This is a genomic window from Acidobacteriota bacterium (assembly GCA_009691245.1).
Lineage (GTDB): Bacteria > Acidobacteriota > Terriglobia > 2-12-FULL-54-10 > 2-12-FULL-54-10 > SHUM01.
Map to the genome: position 1 here is coordinate 1 of SHUM01000062.1, position 19,451 is coordinate 19,451.

General features: G+C 60.1%; 15 protein-coding genes. 9 read left to right on the forward strand and 6 right to left on the reverse strand.

Going from position 1 to position 19,451, the window contains the following annotated elements; all coding sequences use genetic code 11:
* Window positions 1-783: 783 nt before the first annotated feature.
* Window positions 784-966 carry a hypothetical protein gene (locus tag EXQ56_12895; protein ID MSO21327.1) on the reverse strand — a complete coding sequence of 61 codons (183 nt, stop codon included), beginning with the start codon at window positions 964-966 and terminating at the stop codon, window positions 784-786.
* 307 nt (window positions 967-1,273) lie between these two features.
* Between EXQ56_12895 and EXQ56_12900 the strand changes: the two genes are divergently transcribed.
* Window positions 1,274-2,341: a c-type cytochrome gene (locus EXQ56_12900; GenBank protein ID MSO21328.1), complete on the forward strand. Its 1,068-nt coding sequence runs from the start codon at window positions 1,274-1,276 to the stop codon at window positions 2,339-2,341.
* Window positions 2,342-2,660: 319 nt separating this feature from the next.
* Here EXQ56_12900 and EXQ56_12905 read toward each other — a convergent pair whose 3' ends face one another.
* Window positions 2,661-3,341 (reverse strand): class I SAM-dependent methyltransferase, encoded by a 681-nt coding sequence (locus EXQ56_12905; GenBank protein ID MSO21329.1) that lies wholly within the window; start codon window positions 3,339-3,341, stop codon window positions 2,661-2,663.
* 624 nt (window positions 3,342-3,965) lie between these two features.
* Complete coding sequence (locus EXQ56_12910; protein ID MSO21330.1) at window positions 3,966-5,801, reverse strand: hypothetical protein; 1,836 nt, start codon at window positions 5,799-5,801, stop codon at window positions 3,966-3,968.
* 188 nt (window positions 5,802-5,989) lie between these two features.
* On the opposite strand from EXQ56_12910, the gene EXQ56_12915 reads away from it, so the two are divergent.
* From EXQ56_12915 to EXQ56_12950, 8 genes are all read left to right on the forward strand, one after another.
* Entirely contained in the window at window positions 5,990-8,326 is a 2,337-nt protein-coding gene (locus EXQ56_12915; GenBank protein ID MSO21331.1) for a hypothetical protein, read from the forward strand.
* 138 nt (window positions 8,327-8,464) lie between these two features.
* Window positions 8,465-9,169 carry a flavin reductase family protein gene (locus EXQ56_12920; GenBank protein ID MSO21332.1) on the forward strand — a complete coding sequence of 235 codons (705 nt, stop codon included), beginning with the start codon at window positions 8,465-8,467 and terminating at the stop codon, window positions 9,167-9,169.
* 36 nt (window positions 9,170-9,205) lie between these two features.
* A complete protein-coding gene (locus tag EXQ56_12925; protein ID MSO21333.1) occupies window positions 9,206-9,907 on the forward strand; it encodes an SDR family oxidoreductase in 702 nt (233 codons plus the stop codon).
* A gap of 139 nt (window positions 9,908-10,046) precedes the next feature.
* Window positions 10,047-11,051: a (2Fe-2S)-binding protein gene (locus EXQ56_12930; GenBank protein MSO21334.1), complete on the forward strand. Its 1,005-nt coding sequence runs from the start codon at window positions 10,047-10,049 to the stop codon at window positions 11,049-11,051.
* A gap of 51 nt (window positions 11,052-11,102) precedes the next feature.
* Window positions 11,103-13,658, forward strand: coding sequence for a xanthine dehydrogenase family protein molybdopterin-binding subunit (locus EXQ56_12935; GenBank protein ID MSO21335.1), 2,556 nt, complete (start codon window positions 11,103-11,105; stop codon window positions 13,656-13,658).
* 121 nt (window positions 13,659-13,779) lie between these two features.
* Window positions 13,780-14,796 (forward strand): xanthine dehydrogenase family protein subunit M, encoded by a 1,017-nt coding sequence (locus EXQ56_12940; protein MSO21336.1) that lies wholly within the window; start codon window positions 13,780-13,782, stop codon window positions 14,794-14,796.
* 482 nt (window positions 14,797-15,278) lie between these two features.
* Window positions 15,279-15,530: a hypothetical protein gene (locus EXQ56_12945; protein ID MSO21337.1), complete on the forward strand. Its 252-nt coding sequence runs from the start codon at window positions 15,279-15,281 to the stop codon at window positions 15,528-15,530.
* Window positions 15,521-15,916 carry a type II toxin-antitoxin system VapC family toxin gene (locus EXQ56_12950; GenBank protein MSO21338.1) on the forward strand — a complete coding sequence of 132 codons (396 nt, stop codon included), beginning with the start codon at window positions 15,521-15,523 and terminating at the stop codon, window positions 15,914-15,916. Before EXQ56_12945 ends, EXQ56_12950 begins: the two co-directional genes overlap by 10 nt.
* A 26-nt stretch (window positions 15,917-15,942) precedes the next feature.
* Here EXQ56_12950 and EXQ56_12955 read toward each other — a convergent pair whose 3' ends face one another.
* From EXQ56_12955 to EXQ56_12965, 3 genes are read right to left on the reverse strand one after another with little or no spacing between them, the layout of a single operon-like run.
* Window positions 15,943-17,277 (reverse strand): hypothetical protein, encoded by a 1,335-nt coding sequence (locus tag EXQ56_12955; GenBank protein MSO21339.1) that lies wholly within the window; start codon window positions 17,275-17,277, stop codon window positions 15,943-15,945.
* 30 nt (window positions 17,278-17,307) lie between these two features.
* A complete protein-coding gene (locus EXQ56_12960) occupies window positions 17,308-18,177 on the reverse strand; it encodes a hypothetical protein (GenBank protein MSO21340.1) in 870 nt (289 codons plus the stop codon).
* Between the two features lie 13 nt (window positions 18,178-18,190).
* The gene (locus tag EXQ56_12965) at window positions 18,191-19,171 is read right to left on the reverse strand and encodes an SMP-30/gluconolactonase/LRE family protein (protein ID MSO21341.1); all 981 of its coding nucleotides are present in this window, start codon (window positions 19,169-19,171) and stop codon (window positions 18,191-18,193) included.
* Window positions 19,172-19,451: the final 280 nt, after the last annotated feature.

Here is a 19,451-nt window from a genome sequence, read left to right on the forward strand (position 1 = left end):
AATACATCCTCCCTACTGACGATATAACTATCTCCCGCCAACACGAGTGTGTCAAGCGGATTCAGCATGCCGGTACAGTGCCGCGTCACCGTGCCGCGCGCGTGAGCAAGCGGGCCGATGGAAACCCAACGCCCCGGTTCACTGGGTCTTCTCTCTAATTAAGAAATTACAAAGGCGGGTTTATCGAGCGTGGGTTCTCCGTTGGCCCGCTTGCTGACGCGCGCGGCACTGTCACGCAAAAACGCTACGCGGTGCGGTTCGCTCCAAAATTGCCCAAATTTCCCAGATGGTCGGAGTCGTCGGTGGAATTCGGAGAAAGGGGGACAGCTCGAACTGCGCGATTTCTCGCGCGATGGATAATATGACAAGCAACCTCAGACTGCACGCATCGGTTTCGGCGCGGCATAAGGCGCCAGCATACCGCTGATTCAGGCTCACTCTCTAAAAGTAAATCGCGCAGTTCCGGCTGTCCCCTTCCCACCTTTCCCGTCTGCGAGTGAGACGGCGAAGCCTTCCGTGCGTGCGAAATTATTCCGATACCTGCTCTAGTCTCCACATCGCTGAAGGGGATGCAGAGGTTAGCCGGGGGCAACGCCCCCGGAATGCGAATTCCACACCACCCCGACCCTGAAGGGGTCGCACACATCCCGCGGGGGAATTTTACCCAGACGGAGATGTGCGACCCTTACAGGGTCGGTTCACGTTTTGAGGGTGACGGTTCCGGGGGCGCTGCCCCCGGCTATCCTGTGATTCCCTTGCAGGGAATAGGAAAATGGACGGAAGTTAAGCGGTCGGGGCGGCGGGCCTGGATTGTTGCCAGGCGGCCAGGGCGGCGGCGCGGCGGTTGTGGGCGTTGACGGCAATGATGGTCCAGATGACTGCGGCCACCGCGGCCAGTGGCCACAGGGTGTCTGGTGGGATGAGCGCGGCGAGCGAATCAGCAGTTCCAGGGACCGTGCTGGGCATTCCTGTTGACCCGATTCCACCGCTGGCACCAGACAAACTTGGGAACGGGCAAACTTGGGAAACTTGGGGACAGGCGGAACGTTCCCCATGATTGGTTTGAATTACCGGGGTCGTCGCGAAGAGTATTCATGCAGCTTCGTGGTCCTTCGTTTTGAACCGCTTCCTTACCGCGCGCGGCTCTGTTCGGGCTACACGGTCGGCAAAAATGCTATAACCGTTTTCATTGCATTCAAACTATTGATATGAGCGCGGCGATTCTTGTAAACTGACAGCGCAGCAGCGGCATTCTTCTGCAAACGGAGGGATTATGAAGAGCGTATTGGGGTTGGCAATCAGCACACTGGCATTGATATTTACGGTGTGGATGTCGTTCGCATCGCAAGGGGTCGCGCAAGGGGTCGCGCCAGCGCCGCCGGCCTGGGCATACGGCACTCCGCCCGCTGCAGCAACGGTTCCTGCTGCAAGCGCTGCCGCCCCTCAAGCGGCGCCCCAGGCGGCAACTCCTCCGGCGGCGACTGCGCCCGGACCCCAGGCCGCTCCTGACACCAGCATGAAACGGCTTCCCGGCAGCACCCTGGAGTTCACCCGCGCGCAGATCAGCAACGGCTTTGGACCCGCCGACTGGTATCCGGGCGACCATCCGCAGATGCCCGAGATCGTAGCCCGCGGCCGGAATCCAGAGGCGCGCGCGTGCGCGTTGTGCCATTACCCCAACGGCAAGGGTCGTCCTGAAAACGCCGGGGTGGCGGGTTTGCCGGTAGACTACTTTATCCAACAGATGAACGATTACAAGGCCGGCAACCGCAAGAGCGCGGAGCCGCGCAAGGCCAACACCAACGCCATGATCGCCATCGCCAAGGCGCTGACCGACGAGGAGATCAAAGCGGCGGCGGAGTATTTCGGCGCGATGAAATGGACGCCGTGGATCAAGGTGGTGGAGACCGATATGGTGCCCAAGACCCGCATCGCAGGCGGCCTGTTCGTCGCGCTCGATGGCGCGGAGAAAGAGCCGCTGGGCCGGCGCATCATCGAAGTCCCGGAGCATACCGAAGCCACCGAAGTGACTCGCGACCCGCGCTCCGGTTTTGTCGCGTATGCGCCTGTCGGCAGCATCAAGAAAGGCGAGGCGCTGGCCACCACCGGCGGCGGCAAAACCACGCAGTGCGCCGTCTGCCATGGCGCCGACCTGAAAGGCATGGGACCCGTCCCCGGCATTGCCGGCCGTTCGCCGAGCTACCTGGTGCGGCAAATGTATGACATGCAGCAGGGCGCGCGCAAGGGAATGTGGGCCGAGTTGATGATGCCGGTCGTCAGCAAATTGAGCGAGGAAGATATGCTGAACATCGCGGCGTACACGGCCTCGTGCATTCCCTAGCAAATCATCGGCCGCGCCCGTGGGTAATGCCCGTGATTAATAATTGTCGAGCGCACCTCGCGTATCTGCCGAAGGCCACAGCCGAGCCGCTCCAACTACGTCTGGACATTTTGATCGCTCCGCTTCCGGCTACGCTCCGGCCTTCGGCAGAGCGGAAGACGAATCGCCTTTCAATAAATCGCGCAGTTAAGGCTGTTTCCCTTTTATTCGGCTCTGTGACAACTGCGAATCATTCGCGGCTTCCACGCAGGTCATTATGCGGGGAAACGGAGACAGCCTGAGAGTGTGTCCCCGGTATATTCCCCTTTTGTCCCCTCTTTTATTTCTTTCGCAGTACCCATGTGGTCATTGAGCGTAGATTTTGGACAACCGTGGTCTTCAACGGGTCGGCCAGTTCGCAGCCCAACCGTTCGCTGATCGAGCCGAGCAGCGCTGCGTCCACCAGGTAGCGCTCCGAGCCATCCGGCGATCGGTAGCGGCGTCCGCCGTCGCTGGTATTGTCGCGTCCCTTGTCGTGGTGCTCCTTGTCGTGGTGCTCCTTGATATGTTCCACCTGGCTCTCCATGCCGATCGAGGACCCGAGGCGGCAGAAGAAGAGCCCGCCGGGCTTCAGAATGCGCCAGCATCCCATCAGCATGGACTCGAAGTGCGCGTCGTCCCGGGCGAAATGGAGGACGGCGTTGCTGATAACCACATCCGCGCAGGCATCGTCAAACGACATGCGTTCGACGGGTTCGACTCGAAAATTCGACGACGCCCGACCCGCCGAAAGTCCCGGCGCGAGTTTCCGGGCCAGGCGGCGGACGCTCTCCACCGTCGGCGCGTCTGCGTCCGCGCCGAAAACTTCGTAGCCTTCCCGCAGGAAGTAAACGATGTTTCGACCACCGCCGCACCCTGCGTCCACGATGCGCATTCCGGGCGAGATGCGGCCCTTCAGAAGCTGGTCGAAAAGATAGATATCAATCTGGCCGAATTGCTCTTGCAGCGTGGGTTGGGTCATTCTTAAGAAACTAGACTAGCGGCATGTTGGCGTCAAGTTTCCTGGGAAGTTCTTGCTCTCAAGGGTCTCCATCCTACTCCTGCTACTGCCCAAAAATGGTGTGAAAGGGAACCGCCTGAACTGGGTGATATATTTTCATCAGAACTTCTTTGCCTGAGCGGGATGCGGCCCAGGTGCTTGCAGCAGCCGCCCTCCGGCAGCAGGCCGCGGTTTTAGCGCCGCCAACCACGTGAGTCTAACTCAATTGATCTCCCGCGCCGAAAATAATTCACGCAGTTTTGCCTGTCCCTATTTTCTCCCCTGTCTCCTCCCCTGTCTCCTCCTAAGTCGAGCACTTCCCCATTTTTTCTTGTCAGACTGGTCAGACTCAATAATTTGGATTTTTTAGTGGGAGTCGCGGGCGAATTGCATCGGGGAAATTGATCTGAGTTGCTTTCGAAACCTGAATCGCCAACTCCGATTCGCTATCATCCTGGGGCGACCGCAAATCTGGTCAGAGTGGTCAGAACTGTGAACGTGTGCACTTTGGGCGCGGTGAATTCCTCGGATGATTTGTCAGGGCGGTTGGCCGCGCGCTGAGGGCGAATCTTAGGCGAATTTGGCGACTCGACATTTACCTGTTGGTTACTCGTTTTCGAGACCCATCCACTTGGCCCTGATCCGGAGTGAGACGGAGTTGGACGTCCCGCCTTCGGGTGGAGGATTGTAAGTGGTAACGGGAATCGTTGGGTCGCCGAAGACGCCGTTGTTTTGCAGCGGGCCGGGGACGTTGAAGGGATTGGGCAGCGCGCTGCGGACCATCGCGCCGGGAACCTTGGCGCGCAACGTGCGCGGGTTGACGAAGGTGGTGGGCACGGCCACGCCGTTCACCTTTACTACGGTCGAGCCGGTGTAGCCCACGCCACGGACGGTCAGTTCGAAATCCGCGCCACCTTCCACGATGGTATGCGGCGCGATGGCGCTGATCTCCGGGGTGGGCGTGGCGCCGGAGATGCGGCGCGGCGGCTGCGTGAAGCTGTAGTACGACGACGTGTAGCCCAGCTGGATGAACTCGCCGGCCTTCATCACGCGCTCGATCTTCTTGGTGTTGCGGATATCCCGCAGCGGATCGGCTGAGAGGACCACGAGGTCGGCGAATGATCCGGCGGCGAGCGTGCCCACCAGTGGGTTGCCGCGCGCACCCTTTTTTCCCGCGAGCTTTTCCGCGGACCAGCCCGTCGCCGATTGCAGCGCCTGCATCGGCGTTAGCCCCGCCTCGACGAGCATCTCCATTTCCTGATGCAGGCCCAGTCCCACGGTGCCGCCGGTTACGGTGTCCGTACCCGCATGGATCTTGCCACCCAGCTCCACCCAGCGTTTCACGAAGCGCTTGCTGATCTCGTAGCCAGCCTTGAATTCCATGAGGTCGGCGGGCGCGATATGCGGCATCATCATCTTGTTCTCATACTTCTTTGAGAAGTTGCGAGCCTCATGCAGGCGCTGCATCACGGAGTGCGAGATGCTCTGCGGATAGTAGGCCGCGAGGCTTTGGTCTTGCAGCAGTTGATAAACTTCCTGCTCGAACTCGGCGGCGCGCGGGCTGAATGATCCCATTTCATAGAGCTGCGTGGGATTCAGATACGCGCCGGCGGTGATGGTTTCGCGCATCAACTGCTCGGTGCGATTGGTGTCGCGCAGGAACGCGGCCCAGTGCAGATACTTGCCCGCCTGAAAGTCGGCGTGCTCCTGCTCGGTCATCTGCGGGACGGCGAATCCCCAGAGATGCTCGATGACGTCGAGGCCGCGTCCCACCGACTCGACGGCGTTTTCGGTGTGGCCGAAGATGATCAGGCCGGCGCGATGAATCTCGTCGGCGGCCCATGCGTAGGCGGCTTTGGTGGAGTCATTGTAGTCGGGCATCTTGGTGAAATCGGGCTTCTTCTCGATCCACGCGCGAACGTTCTTGCGAACTTGATCCTCGCTCATGGCGCCGTTGAAATCGGGCCGCCCGGCGGAATCATAGAGACGCGGAGTGCGATAGGAAGCGCTGCGCGAAGCCGCCTTCACGCGCGGCAGGTCGGTGCCGATGCCCAGTGCGGAGGTTACGCCGTGATTCAGGAACAGCTCGCCCATCCACTCTTCATAGTGAACGTGCGAGTCGATCAGGCCGGGGATGATGAACTTGCCCGCCAGATCCATCACCGTCGCGCCGGCGGGCACGGGAGTATTCCTGCCGCCAAGGGCGACGATCTTGTCGCCCTGAATTACGACGACCGCATCGACGATGGCGGCATCGCCCACACCGCTGATGACGGTGGCGCCACGCAGGACGGTTGTTCCGACAGGTGTTCCAGCGGGCAGGTTCTGCGCTTGCGCGGGGACTAAGCACTGCCCAGCAATGGCGATGGCAAGCAACAGAATGAGATTCCTTATGGTATCCATCATTACCGTTGGCATTACCGTTGGCACTATTGTAGGCATCTGCTAACCCTCCATGTGGACCGGCGACGGCAGCATTCCCGCAACACATAGTAGCAATTCTTTATCGCCCTGCGTAGGCATTATGGACTAAAATTACAGGGGGTCAGTTTGACATTGCGTCTTGACCCAAACCAGGGCAGCGCACCAACAGGGCGCAATTACCTTCGACATCATGGAATCATTTAAAAATGACTGACACCATTTTCCACGCACCGCTCTGGCGCGCCGCCGCGCAAAAATGTTTGAACGTATTGGTAGCGTGGTTGCTGCTGGCACTGCTACCGTGGTACGCCTACGCGCAGGGTGCGCCTCAGGCGGCGGCAGCAGCAGCAGCAGCAGCGGGAAGCCAGTGGACGGTTGAGGCTCCGCCCGCCAAGGAATTGAGTCCCGGGCACGGGCTGGTGAGTCCGCTGACACATGCCGTGCGCACCACTGTCCCGATCGTGCTGAATGGCGTGATGGACGAGGCGATCTGGGCCGCCGCGCCGCCGGTCAGGCGGTTGATCCAGCGCGATCCGAAGATGGGCGAACTCACCAGCGAGCCCACCGAGGTGCGCATTCTTTTCGACACGGACAACCTCTATATCGCCGTTTATTGCTACGACGCAGAGCCGCAATCCATCGTGGCCACCGAGCTGCGCTACGACGCCGAGATGGAGGGCGACGACATCTTCGAGGTGATGATTGACACCTTCCACGATCATCGCAGCGGCTACCGCTTTCGCGTCAACCCGCTGGGGACGATTCGCGATCAGTCGGTGGGCGAGGAAGGTCTTATCGTCAACGAAAATTGGGACGAGAAGTGGGAGGCGAAGGCGCGTATAACCAACGAGGGCTGGTTCGCCGAGATGCGTATTCCGTTTGCGGCCATGCGTTTTCCCGAAGGCGACAATCTGCGTTGGGGCATCAACTTTCACCGCACCATCATCCGCAAGAACGAGGACTCGTTCTGGTCCGGCTACAATCGCGGTTATACGCTGACACGAATCTCCGGCGGCGGGCACATGGATGGCCTGGAGGGAATCAAGGGCATGCGCCTGCGCGTGAAGCCCTACGTCGCCGGACGCATGGTGCAAACGCCGGAGCTGCGCGGAACTCACAGCGTTCTGCTGGGCGATGTGGGCATTGAGGACGCCAAGTTCCTGATCACTCCGCAGTTTGCTTTGGACATGACCGTAAATCCCGACTTCGCGCAAGCGGAAGTGGATCAGGCACAAGTAAATCTGTCGCGCTTCAATCTGTTCTTCCCGGAGAAGCGCGAGTTTTTCCAGGAAGGCTCCGGCATCTTCCAGTTTGGCACGGGCAGCCGTTTCGGCACGTCGTCCGATCTGATCGTGTTCCACAGCCGGCGCATCGGATTGAACGACCGCCGCGAGGAGATTCCCATCCTCGCGGGGTTGAAGTTGAGCGGCAAGCAAGGCCCGCTGGAGATTGGCGCGCTGAATATGCAGACGCGCCGCCGCGAGTTTTCAGACGGCATCCGCTCCAATGAGCCCAGCCAAAACTTCACTGTCCTGCGCGCGAAAGTCACGGTGATGCCGCGCTCCTACGCGGGCTTCATCGCCACGCGCAATACGGGGAGCCGTCTGGGCGGCGATAATCGCACGCTGGGTTTTGACACCAACTTCTCGCTGAAGCGCTATCTGAACCTGCAGGGGTTTGTCTCGAAGACGTTCACGCGCAGCCTCCAGGAGAAGGCCTGGGCCGGCAAGGCGGCTATTGAGTGGAGTTCCGACCACTATCAATACAGCGTGGAGCACATGCGCGTGGACGAGAATTACCGGCCCGAGATGGGCTACGTGAGGCGCTTCGAGGCCGGTTGGAATGGACTCGAGCAGACCAAGCTGGAAGCCGCATACAAGCCTCGGCCCGGCTGGGAGGGCGTGCGGCAATTGAATTTCTCCACCGCCGTGGACTACTTCACCGACCGCGCTGGACTGCTGGACACGCGCGAGGCGCGCGGCGCGGCCAGCATGACGTTTCAGAGCGGCGACATCATTCGCTTCGGCATTGCCCGCTACTTCGAGCGGCTGCAAACTCCGTTTCGCATCGCGGGCGGCGGAGGCACGGTGCCGATCGGCGACTATCGCTTCAATCGTTATAACGCGCAGTACACACTGTTCAGCGGCAAAACGCTCTCCGGTAATTTCAACTTTGAGCGCACCGGTTATTATGACGGCTCCATCTCCACTTTTACGACCTCGCCCTTCTGGAGGGCCAACGCGAATTTTTCGCTGTCGCCGGGATTTGCGTGGAACCGAATTACGCGCTTGGGTAATTCGTTTGATACGCGTCAGTTGAATCTGGTGGGCAACTATTCGCTCAGCCAAAAGTGGCTGACGCGCTCGACGTTCGTGCTCAACAGCCAGGACCATAGCGTGCTGATGAATTTTCGCGTGAACTACCTCTACAAGCCCGGCGACGATCTGTTCCTGGTCTACAGCGAGTCGAGAATTTACGGAGATTTGAGCGGTCTGGTGAATCGCGCGCTCATCGCCAAGCTAACTTACTCCGTGGATTTCTAGCGCTGGGTGCCATGGAGGCAGAAAACATTTCCTGCGCTGTCATTCTGAGCGCAGCGAAGAACCTGCTTTTATTCTCCGCTTACAAGAAAAAGCAGGTCCTTCGCTGCGCTCAGAATGACAGCAAGTTGAAATTTGTGAATGGAAGTAAATGATCCAGTCCCGACCAATATTCTTAGAGGAACCTTTTACATGCAAGTTAAGCCATCCGAACTGAAGCCGCGCGAGTTCTACCGCATCCTGATCTCGGCGGTCGCGCCGCGTCCCATCGCCTGGGTATCAACCATAAGCAAGGATGGCGTTGCCAATCTCGCGCCGTTTTCATTCTTCAACGCGTTGTGCGGAGCTCCGCCACTGCTGGGATTTTGTCCCGGTATCCGCGCGCGGGAGGTCCGCGAGGCGCTCGGCTCGCCGGTGAAAGACACGCTGCAGAATATCCGCGACACCGGCGAATTCGTGGTGGCCGTGGTTACTTACGAAGTGGCCGAGCGCATGAACATGACGGCGGGCGATTATTCAGCTTCGGTGGATGAGTTCCAGTTGGCGGGCGTTACGCCCCGCGCGTCGCAGATGGTGAAGCCGGCGCAGGTGGCCGAATCCCCGGTGAACTTTGAATGCAAGGTCTACCAGATTCTCGATTTCGGCACCGAGACCTCCGGTGGCAGCATGGTGATCGGCGAGGTGGTGGCCGCCAATCTTGCGGAGAGTGTTCTAAAGGATGGGCGCATCGACGGCAACTTGCTCGATCTGGTGGGACGCATGGGGGGCAATCAATACAGCCGCACCACGGACCGTTTCGACTTGGCCAGGCCGGCGATGGAAGCGCCACAGGGGCAACTCGGTTAGTGGTCCGCCTGAACTCCGAGGCTTGAAACTTCCATCATGAAACTGAAAGACAAAGTGGTCATCATCACCGGCGGCAGTCGCGGCATCGGCCAGGCCGTCGCCATGCACTGCGCGCGTGAAGGCGCTCGCGTGGGCATCTGCTCGCGCACCGCCGCGGAGATGGATGCGGCGCTCGGCCCGCTTCGGCAGCTCTCTTCCGCCGCCGCCGGATGGCCCTGCGATGTCTCTGAAGAAGAGCAGGTCGCCGAGTTTGTTAGGAAAGCGCAAGCTCACTTCGGGCGCATTGATGTCCTCATCAACAATGCCGGCGTCATGACCCGCCCTGTGCCGATCACGGAACTGGAAGCGCGCAAGTTCGACTATGCCATCAGCGTGAATCTGCGCGGCACGTTTCTGATGAGCAAGGCCGTGGTCCCCATCATGCAGAAGCAGCGCGTCGGGTCGATCATAAACGTCTCCTCCATGGTGGGGCGCGGCGCCTACGCGAACTTCGTGGGTTACGCAGCCTCCAAGTGGGGCATCGAGGGAATCACGGTTACGCTGGCGTCTGAGTTAAGCACTGATCGCATCCGCGTCAACTCGGTGGAGCCCGGCTACGTGGCCACCAAGATGACCGGCTACCAGGGCAGCAAACCCGAGTCCGTTACCGACGTTTTCGTTTACCTCGCCTCGGACGAGTCGAAATCAGTAACCGGCAAAATGCTCAGTTCCTCCGGCTGGAAATCGCAAGTCAAGTAACAGCACAAATTAAACAATCTAACCGTTGACCTCTGCGGCTGACTGGCATAGAATTTTTACGTTCTTATTCATTCCTCGTTCGCCCCATTGGAACTACCAATCGGGTCGAGAAGTTAAGTCCAGAATTAGGGAGTCTCCCATGGCAGAAGGCAAATTTTCCGGGCCGCCCGCTGAAGGTACAACTGATTGCGGAAACGGGTGCCCTGATAATGCTCACGACAAGCCGCGCAGCGGGCTGTCGCGCCGCGATTTTCTTAAGCGCAGCAACGCCGGCGCTGTCGCCGTTGGCGTGATGACCGGCACGGGCTTCACCGCCGCGCTGATTGAGCCTGCCCAGGCTCAGGTCGCCGCCAAGCCCGCCGCCAATGCCGCGCCGCCTGCGCCGTTGAAGTCGCGGAAGCTGACGCTGGATATCGACGGCAAGAAGCACGACGTTACCGTCGATGTGCGCGAGAGCCTCTGGGAGACGATGAACTACCAGCTTGGGCTGGCCAACTCCAACCTCGGCTGCGACCGCGCGCAGTGCGGCGCCTGCACCATTCTGGTGGATAGCAAGCCGGTGAACGGCTGTACGGTGCTCTCGGCGCGCAACGGGCGCGGCCAAAAAATTATCACCGTCGCGGGCATCAGCAACGGCCCCGGCGTGGCGGGACTGCATCCGGTGCAGCGCGCATTCTGGCTGGAGGGCGGATTCCAGTGCGGCATCTGCACACGCGGATTTGTGATGGCCTCCTACGCGTTGCTTCAGAAGAATAACAAACCCACCAACGATGAGATCAAGGAAGCGCTGGCCGGCAACATCTGCCGCTGCGGCGAGTACCCCAAAATCCTCAGCGCAGTGCAGAAGGCCGCAGCCGAGATGCGCGGCGAGAAGGTTGTCTATACCGCGCCACTGATCACGGGCGATGTGCCGGTGGCAGTTTCTGCGCCGGTTGCCAACGCCATCACCAAACAGTTCGAGTTTGCCTCGCCGCTCGGTACCATCGAGCAGTATGACGACTTGGCCAGCGAGCTGAAACAGCGCCCCGGCATTGTCGGCGTGGCGGGCAGCGAGCGCACCATCGCGCCCACGTGGGACCCGGCGAAGATTGATGAGGCTGGCGTGCGTCGTGCATTGGCCGAGCTGGGACACGCTGTTAGGTAATGGGGATTAGGGAATAGGGAAGCCCGCGAGAGAGTTTTTAGGAGAGACGTTATGGCACTCAAAGTGGATGCGCTAAAAGTTGTGCAGGACCCCGCATACGCGGCTAGTCTGAGCGATGAGCACTGGCAGGCGCTCACCGACGACCCGGAGTGGAACCTGCTGGTGGGCGAACAGCGCGAGATGGTCGAGCCGGTCTATGAAATCTACGGCCACCGGCTGGGTATCCCCGCGCCACGCCCGCGCGCCGAAGTGTTGCTGGCCCAGGCGCAAATCGCGCAGGCGCAGGTCGCCGCCAAGTCCGCGGTTACCGCCAACGCGACTGATGCCGCGGGAGGCACTGCTGGATTTCAGGTCGTGGGTACCCGCGTGCCGCGCCTGCATGGCTACGGCGTGGTAACCAACGTCGGCCAGTACACGCAGAACATGCGCATGCCCGGCATGTTGCACACGCGCACGCTGCGCAGCCCGTATCCACACGCGAAGATCAAGAAGGTGGACCTGACCAAGGCCCGGATGCTGCCGGGCGTGATTGCAATTCTATCGCGCGATACGTTGCCCGCCGAATACCGTGACGTAAAGCTGGGCAGCGGCCCGCCGGATCGCTATCTATTCAATGAGGAAGTATTTGAAGTGGGTTCGCCGATTGCGGTCGTCGCCGCCGAGAACGAACATATCGCCGACGAAGCTACGCATCTGATCGAAGTGGAGTACGAGATTCTTCCCGCTACGCTCGACATGATGGAAGGGGCGCTCGCCAGCACCGTCAAGCAGTGGGAGAGCGAGGAAGACGGAACCATCATCGCCAGGACGCCGCCACTGGTGCGCGGCAATCCCGACGGCGCGCGCGCCGACATCAACCTCGACTCCGTGCTTACGCGCTCGACCGAGCAGCACATGCCGCTGGAGATGACCAACTCGCTAATGTATTGGGATCAGGATCGCCTGGTCGCCTACTACACCAACCAACACGCGCACGGCTCGCGCTCCGGCCTGTCGCAGGCGCTGAAGATTCCCGTGAATCGCGTGCGCGTGATTCAGCCCGGGTACGTGGGTTCCGGCTACGGCTATCGCTCCGGCATCGATCTGGCCGAGATTCATGCGGCAATACTTGCAAAGATCACGGGTCGTCCGGTTAAGAACATGTATACGCGCGAGGAGGATTTCGTAACACGCACGCATCGCCCCGAGTTCCGCAATGAGATGAAGTTCGGCGTCAACCGCGACGGAGCCATTCAGTACGGGCAGTTCCGTGTCTTCGGCAACGTGGGCGCGCAGCGCGGCGGCGCGGCCAACGGCGCATGGTTCATCATGCAGACGCTTTACAAGATTCCCAACCTGAAGCTCGAAGCGATCGACGTTTTCACGAACAGCTTCAAGTCCGGCCCGTATCGCTGCGTCAGCCATCCCAATGGAACTTTCGCCATGGAGATGATGATGGAGAAGGCCGCCTACGCCATCGGCATGGACCCGGTCGAATTCCGCCTGAAGAACCTCAACGAAGAGGGCAACCCCGAGACCAAGAAACCTTACAGCAATTCCGGCGTCCGCGAGTGCATCACCAAAGCCGCCGAGAAGATTGGCTGGAAGCAGAATTGGCACGCGCCGCGCGCCAAGCAGGTGCGTCCGGGAGTGTTCCACGGCATCGGCCTCGCCGCGCACTCGTGCAGCCACGGCGGCGGGACCAACCCGGCCACGGGGCAGGTGATCGTCAACTCCGATGGCAGCGTGCAGTGCGTCTCCGGCTCGACTGAGATTGGCCCCGGTCAGCGCACCCAGATGGCCATGATTACCGCCGAAGCGTTGGGCGTGCCGCTGCATCGCGTCAGCATCGCGACGTATGTTGATACGGATAACACCACTGATGCAGGCAGCACCTCCGGAAGCCGCCAGACCAATACCGGCGGACGCGGCATGTATGAAGCCGCGATGGACGCCAAGCGACAGATACTGCAGCTTGCTGCCGAAAAGTTTGTGGACGACGCCAAGCGCAAGAATGAGACGCTGCAAGTGGCGGCGGCGGACCTGGACATGCGCAACGGCGAAATTTTCGTCAAGTCAACTCCGGCGCGCAAGCAGCCGCTGGAAGCTGTCGTCAGCGCGTACGGACTGCCTGTGTTGGGCCGCGCCATCTACAAGCAGGACAATGATTGGGAGCGCGCCGCGTGGGCCGCGCACGCCGCCGAAGTGGAAGTTGACACCATGACGGGCAGCATCAAGGTTATTAAGTACGCCGCCGCGCATGATGTGGGCCGCGCTATCAATCCGTTCGCGCTGGAGCAGCAGATCGAAGGCGGCGTGGTGATGGCGCTCGGCGCCGCGCTGATGGAAGAGTTGCTGATCGACCGTGCCACGGGACTGCCGCTGAATCCCAACATGCTCGACTACCGGCCGCCGACGATCCTCGATGTGCCGGAAACGATCGACGTAATTCTGGTCGAGAAGCCCAAGGCCTACGGAGTGTTTGGCGCGCACGGCATCGGCGAGCCGCCCATGGCCCCGCCGGGTCCGACGATCGCCGCAGCGGTGCACAACGCCATCGGCGTTTGGATGGACAGTATGCCCATGACCCGCGAGAAAGTGTTGGCCGGGTTGCGTAACGTACGGTAAGTCGGTTGATTTCGTAATTTGTATTCGTCATTTGTTTTTGTCAGGGCACGACTTTAGTCGTGCCGCTCAGAAGTCGCCGAACGGCGGCTTTAGCCGCTGAGGTTCAGTCTCAGCTCTTGATATGTGGATAGCAGAGGAGTCGGTCATGAAAAGTTTCGAGCTGTATGAGCCTAAAAATGTGCAGGAAGCCCTCGTTGTCCTGAAGACGCACGGCAACAAAGCACGCGCACTGGCGGGCGGCAGCGACCTCGTCGCCGGGGTGATGAAGGACTGGGTTTCGGGCGCAGGCATGCCGCTACCCGACGCGCTGGTGGATCTGTCCACCATCCCGCAGCTCAAGGGCATCAAGGCAGACGCGCGCGGCATCACCATCGGCGCCATGACCACGCTCACCGACATCATCGAGCACAAGGAAGTCATCGCGCGCATCCCGCTGCTGAAGGACGCGGCGCACTCGGTGGCCTCGCAGCTCATCCGCAACTACGGCACGCTTGGCGGCAATCTCAATCAGCGTCCGCGCTGCTGGTTCTTCCGCGGCAAGGATTTCGATTGCTTCAAGAAGGGCGGCGACTTCTGCTATTCCGTCAGCGGCGACAACCGCTACCACGCCATCATCGGCGGCGAACTTTGCTACATCGTACACCCGTCCGACACGGCCACCGCGCTGCTCGCTCTGAACGCCACGGCCAAGGTCGCCGGCCCGACGGGCGAGCGCACCGTCGCCTTCGACAACCTATTCGTCGGCCCGCGCGAAAACATCCTCAATGAAAATGTGTTGAAGCCCGAAGAACTGATGACCGAAGTGTTCATCCCCAATCCCGCCCCCGGCACCCGGCAGGCCTGGACGAAGCTCAAGAACCGCCAGGTTTACGACTTCGCCGTCTGCGCCGTAGCCACCGCCTTCACGGTGGAAAACGGCACATGGAAAGACGGCCGCATCGTGATGGGCGGCGTCGCCCCGGTCCCCTACCGCGCGCTGGTCGTCGAGAACGCCATCAAAGGCAAGGACATCAAAGCCGCCATCAAACAAGCCTCCGCCGCCATCCGCACCGTCGCCCGCCCCATGAGTATGAACGCCTACAAAGTAGACATCGCCGCCAACATGCTGGAGCGCACAATCCTGGCCGGACTGGCGTAAAGTTCCAGAGTGATGCCCAAAGGAGAAATGACTCTGCCTTCACCGCGCCAAAATGTCTTGATCGCATACGAGAAGCAGTCGATCGCTTCGATTGCGTTCTAAGGACACTCGGTGATATGAGTGGAGACTTTTTTAAATACGAAGATAATAAGCGGCTTTCCTTGGAAGAGATGGTCGGAACCCTTGCTGACATGCTTTGGTGGCCGGATGTCGCCCGGTCGCTTGCTCAAGAAGGTGTAGCCCTCATTGAGCAAATCTCATATGACGCAGAGGTCTTCAGAACGACCCCCGAAGCCACCTAGGATTTTCTTCGGGTAAAAGCGATGGATGGCATCGTCAGAGCATATGAAGGGCGGCGGGAAGATCTGGAGCGAATTATGCAACAGATGGATTCCATGCTTCAGGTTGTTCGGGAATCAGAATCGGAATTGTTTAAGCCTCCCACGATTGACCCTATCCCATAAATATGGGACACTATCTCCATGAAGACCACTTTGGAGATTCCCGATCCTATCTTTCGGCGCGCCAAGGCCAGGGCTGCAGAGCAGAAGATACCACTGCGTCAGTTTGTGAGCGATGCGGTTGAAGAGAGGTTGAAGGCGAGCGCTCCCAATCGCGCGGCTGCGCGTGCCCGTCTGTTCGGCGGCTTGCGGCATCTACACAAGGAAACTGCTCGCATCAATCAGATTGTCGAAGAGGAATTTGAGCAGATTGATCCGGAGGAGTGGAATTGATCTCCGGGCTGGTTCTCGATACCAATGCGGTATCCGCGATTGCGGATGCTGAAACTTCGATAGCAAAGTTCTTCAAGCACGAGGGTGATATCTGCATTCCAGTTGTTGTGATGGGAGAATACCGGTTTGGCATTTCACAATCCCGGCGTAAGGCGGATTGCGAACGATGGCTAGAGGCGATGATCTCAAGCTGCCGGATTTTGGACATTACGGATGAAACTGCCAGTTGGTACGCGCGGCTACGCCTTCAGCAAAAGACGTCAGGAAAGCCGATACCTTCCAATGATCTGTGGATCGCTGCCTTATGTCGTCAGCATTCCTTGCCGATTCTAAGCCGCGACCGCCATTTCGACGTAGTCACCGGGCTGACGAGAATAACCTGGTAGCAGGGGCGCAATACCTGTCGTAATACTTACTTCGTTCCACTCCCAAACCGCTGGTTTGCCCACTTGGCTACGTAATCGAAGAAATTCTTGACGCTGTTGTTGTAGGGGCCGCCCGCGCAGTCGGTGCAGGGTGTGATGCCGTGGACTGCGCCTTCGATGGTGATGAAATCCTTGTCGGCGCTCTTGGCTTGCTCGAGGAAATATTCGCTGTCGCTGACGAAGTAGTGCGCGCCCATGGCGGTGATCAGCACGGGAACGCTAATGCTGCGCAGCGCGCAGGGTACGGAGTTGTTGGTCGAACACCAGTCGATCTTGCCGTAGTCGAGTGAGTCGGTCGAGCGGATGGCGTTGGCGCTGAGGAAGCTGGTAACGGTGAGGATGCGCACGCCCTGCTCAAATGTCCCGTTGATGGCCGCGCGCGTCAGGTCAGGTGGGCGCACGCTCTTGATGATCTCGGTCGAGATAGTCCCGTCGTTCTTGAGCATCTTGTGCGGCTTCTTGGTGCAGCACAGGAGCGACGTATCGAGCGCGAAGATGTTGGTCGAGCGGTCGGCGGCGCGCGGAATGTTGATTTGATCGTTGTCCGGATAGATCCACTTGCCGGCTTTCATTTTGGCGCGCATGTCGAGCGCCTTGTCGATCCAAGCGTTCAGGCGCTTGGCCTGCGCGGCGCTGTAGCGCTGGACGAACTCGGGGGAATATTTTGACACGCCCTTGGGGTTGTAGCCGTTCGCCGGGCTGAATGGGTCGAGCGCGGGGTCAACAATGTCCGGGCGGGTCTCGTCCTTCACCGCCGGATTGATGGCGCGTAGATTGTTTACCGCGATGGCCGGATGAGCGTCCACGATGATTACGCCATCGGCGCGCGGCAGGCCCGCCAGAGTGTTGTCGCACCGCGTCAGCTTGTTCGCACCCTGGCAATATGCCGGGCCATTTTCGGCGACGGCCTGATAGAACGTGGTGGTTGCGCCGCCGCCGCTGTGGCCGAACAGGATCACCTTGGCCACGCCTACCTTGTTGCGTAGATACTCGACGCCGGGCTTCAGGTCGAGCGGCATCTTCTCCCAATCGACCAACGCCTCGTTGTTCTCCGTGCGCGGATTCAGGCACAGCACGGCGAAGCCGCGCTTCGCGAGCTCCGTGCAGCCGACATGGTTCATCACGTTCGAGGTGCGATGCACGATGAGGAAGCCGACGGTGGGATTGGGATTCGCGTCCGGCTTGTAGAGCGCCGCCTTCACGCCGCCTGGCAGCGGGACGAAGAGCGGGTTGCTCTGCGCGCGCGCGGTGAGCGACGCGAGGGACAGGTAGGCGATGCAGATCGCGACATACCGCATAAGGAAAAACATGAAACGGGGCATAGACGTATCTCCTTGGTGCTACAAATGGTGCTACAAATTCCGAAGTGTAGTTTCACTGGTGGCCGAGAACTGCAACACGGATTGAATGCAGTTGAGCAGCCAGCCGTGGATGACGCCGTTGGTGGCGATGTAGCCGCCCTCGGAGTGCAGCCACGAGTTGCCATTGATGTCGGTGAGCACGCTGCCGGAGCGCGCCAGAATTACACTGGCCGCGGCCACGTCCCAGATGCTCAAGTCCATGTGCCAGTAAGCGTGGAAGCGTCCCGCAGCCACGTTGCACAGGCCGAGCGCGGGCGACCCCATCAGACTGAGTTCGTTTACCTGATCGAGCATCAGTCCCACGACCATGCGCGTCTTGTCGCGCCGCTCACCCGAGTGCGGCCAGTCTGTGCCTATCACGGAGGCTGACCATGCTTCCTGGCCCTCGGAAATTTGCTGGACGAAGATGCGCTGGCCGTTCAGCGTCGTTGGCGACCCGGTTGTCGCGGAGAACATCTCGTCGCGCGACGGGTCATAGACCACGCCGAGGTGTATCTCTCCCTGCGTGCGTAGCGCGATGGAGACAGCATACCAGGGAATACCTTGCGCGTAGTTCATGCCGCCGCAGATGGGATCGACTATCCACAGTTGCGGTGCATCCACGGGCATGGGCGCGTCATCCGGGCCTTCCTTGGCGAGGATCGCGTCGTTGGGAAAAGCGGCCAGCAGTTCGGCGCAGATTTCACTCTGCACGGCCAGCGCCGCCTCGGGCATCACGTCGCGAAGGCCCTTCCACTTGCAATAGCCGATCTTGCCCAGTCGTTCGCGCGCAACACTTCCACCGCGTCGCGCGGCCTTCTCGGCGATATTTAAAGCGTCATTTAAGTCGGCGGATGTCATCGAATGCTTGCTCACTACCATCGGTTCTGTAGGTTTATGGATGGACGCCGGCGATTTTCACGCGCACTCGATAGAGCGCCTTGCGAGCGGTGACGAAAAGTGTTTTGCCGTCGTCGCCGCCAAACGCCATGTTCGATGGCTGCCACGGAAATGTGAGTGTGCCCAGGTGTTTGCCGTCGGGCGAGATGATCCACAGGCCGCCAGCGCCGGTGCAGTAGATGTTGCCCTGTTGATCGACCTTCATGCCGTCTGGATTGCCCGGCGCTTTCTCGCCGCTCATGTCGACGAGGACCTTGCGATTGGTGATGGTGCCGTCCGGCTTAACGTCGAAACGAAGAATGGTGCGCGCGACGTTGTCATTCACGTAGAAATATTTTTCGTCGGGCGAGAAGGCCAGCCCGTTTGGTCCGATGTCGCGGATCAGCAGATGCAGCTTGCCGTCCTTCAACATGAAGACGCCTCGGTAGGGCAACTCTTTCTTCGGGTCAGTGTCGCCGCCGCGCAGCGCCGAGGGCGGATCGGTGAAGTAGAGCGCGCCGTCCGAGCGATAGACCAGATCGTTGGTGCTGTTCAGGCGTTTGCCCTCAAACTTGTCGGCCAGCACGGTGCGCTTGCCGTCCGGCTCGATACGCACAATGGCGCGGTCGCCCATGGCGTTGAACGTGACGCGGCCCTGCTGGTCGAGGGTGATGCCGTTCGAGCCGAGATTGTAGAACACCTCGCCACCTTCGTTCACTTCGCGGCCCACGCCGGTGGTGTCGCCGCCGGTGTAGCCGCTGGGATCGAGATACACGGAGACTTTGCCGTCCGGCGTCCACTGGTGAATCTTGTTGGCGGGGATGTCGCTGAACAGCAGGTAGCCGCCCTTACGCACCCACACTGGCCCCTCGGTAAATCGATAGCCTTCGGCAATTTTTTCAATCTTCGCGTCGGCAGCGATGATCTTGTCGAGCGCCGGGTCGAGGCGAATCAAGGCCGGAGTTGGCGCCGGCGATTGAGGCGTTTGTGCCCGCATCGCCACACCCGCCATGGTCAGCGCCATTGCCAGCGACAGTCCTGTAAGGCCTGTAATGCCTGTAAGGCCGGTAAGGAACGATACAATCATCCGGTGCATAGCTTTTCTCCCGCGCAAGTTTTCCCTACTTCCCACTGCCTACTCACTACTCTCTGTTTTATCGAATGGCCACGGGCGCAACGGTTGAGCCGGTCGCGCCTTTGAGTTTCAGCGGCTGCACGATGAATGCGAACTCATACGCGCGGGCGCGGCCCAGCGCCGCCAGTCGCATATTTTCGAG